We start from the raw sequence: 491 nt of genomic DNA, 5'->3' as shown, positions 1-491 counted from the left end.
CGTTCTGCGAGAACTATCCGGCCGAATGCGTACTCGACCGCACGGAGCCTGCCCGCATCACCCTCACGCCCGCGACCTGGTCGACCATCGTTTCGATCAACCGCCGGGTGAATAAGGCGGTGCAGCCGATGACCGACATGGACCACTGGCACGTAGCCGATCAATGGAACCTGGCCGAGGACGGCTTCGGCGACTGCGAGGACTATCAGCTCCTGAAGCGCCATCTGCTCGCCGAGGCGGGTCTGCCGCGCCGGGCGATGCGGATGACCGTGGTCGTGGACGCCAACGGCGAGGGTCACGCCGTACTCACCCTGCTGACCGATCGCGGCGACCTCGTCCTGGACAACAAGACCAACGACATCTTACCCTGGCACCGGACCGGCTATGTCTTCGTCAAGCGCGAGAGCCAGGACGCCATCGCCTGGGTGTCGCTGGGCGGGGTCACCTCGCCCGTCACCACGGCGAACCGTTGAGAGGGGATAGTCGCTCGA

Annotated in this window: 1 protein-coding gene; it reads left to right on the top strand. The window is 65.6% G+C overall.

Features of this window, described 5'->3' with window-relative positions; genetic code table 11:
- Positions 1 to 473, top strand: a 473-nt coding sequence (locus tag RAD15_RS43590; RefSeq protein ID WP_458184828.1) for a transglutaminase-like cysteine peptidase, incomplete at its 5' end; no start/stop codon positions are given.
- Between the last annotated feature and the right edge of the window lie 18 nt (positions 474 to 491).

It is taken from the genome of Bradyrhizobium sp. 14AA (genome assembly GCF_054185205.1).
The sequence above is the reverse complement of the archived record's forward strand: the minus strand, read 5'-3'. Positions and strand labels throughout refer to the sequence as shown.